The organism is Streptomyces caelestis, assembly GCF_001279005.1.
Lineage (GTDB): Bacteria > Actinomycetota > Actinomycetes > Streptomycetales > Streptomycetaceae > Streptomyces > Streptomyces heliomycini.
In genome coordinates, this window is sequence record NZ_LGCN01000032.1 from 1 (window position 1) to 1,060 (window position 1,060).

The 1,060-nt window shown below is 71.1% G+C and carries 1 pseudogene; it reads left to right on the forward strand.

Annotation, left to right across the window (positions count from 1 at the left end):
• Positions 1-1,060: pseudogene (locus tag ADK41_RS04320) on the forward strand (alpha-1,4-glucan--maltose-1-phosphate maltosyltransferase); the annotation flags it as partial.

Consider the following 1,060-nt stretch of genomic DNA (forward strand, 5'->3'; position numbering starts at 1 on the left):
CCCGGCTGGCGGCGGCGTTGACGCCGGAGGTGGACGCGGTGCTGGCCGCGCATCCGCTGCGGGAGCCGGTCAGCGGCAGCGACCCGCTGCCGCTGCTGGTGGAACGCGAACGGGCCCTGTACGGCGCCTGGTACGAGTTCTTCCCCCGCTCCGAGGGCACCCCCGAGCACCCGCACGGCACCTTCGACACCGCCGCCCGCCGCCTGCCCGCGATCGCCGCGATGGGCTTCGACGTCGTCTACCTCCCGCCCATCCACCCCATCGGCACCACCCACCGCAAGGGCCCCAACAACACCCTCGACGCCGGCCCCGACGACGTCGGCGTGCCCTGGGCCATCGGCTCCCCCGCGGGCGGCCACGACGCCGTCCACCCCGACCTGGGCACCCTGGAGGACTTCACCCGCTTCGTCGCCCGGGCCGGCGACCTCGGCCTGGAGGTCGCCCTCGACTTCGCCCTGCAGTGCTCCCCCGACCACCCCTGGGTCCACAAGCACCCCGAGTGGTTCCACCACCGCCCCGACGGCTCCATCGCCCACGCGGAAAACCCGCCCAAGAAGTACCAGGACATCTACCCCATCGCCTTCGACGCCGACCTCGACGGCCTGGTCGCCGAGACCGTGCGGATCCTGCGGCACTGGATGGAGACGGGGGTGCGCATCTTCCGGGTCGACAACCCCCACACCAAACCCGTGGTCTTCTGGGAACGCGTGATCGGCGAGATCAACGCCGCCGACCCCGACGTGATCTTCCTGGCCGAGGCCTTCACCCGCCCCGCGATGATGCACACCCTGGCCCAGATCGGCTTCCAGCAGTCCTACACCTACTTCACCTGGCGCACCACCAAGCAGGAACTGACCGAGTACCTCACCGAACTGACGGGGGACGCCGCCGCCTACATGCGGCCCAACCTCTTCGCCAACACCCCCGACATCCTGCACGCCTACCTCCAGCACGGCGGACGGCCCGCCTTCGAGGTCCGCGCCGTCCTGGCCGCCACCCTCTCCCCCACCTGGGGCATCTACAGCGGCTACGAACTGTGCGAGAACACCCCCCTGCGCGA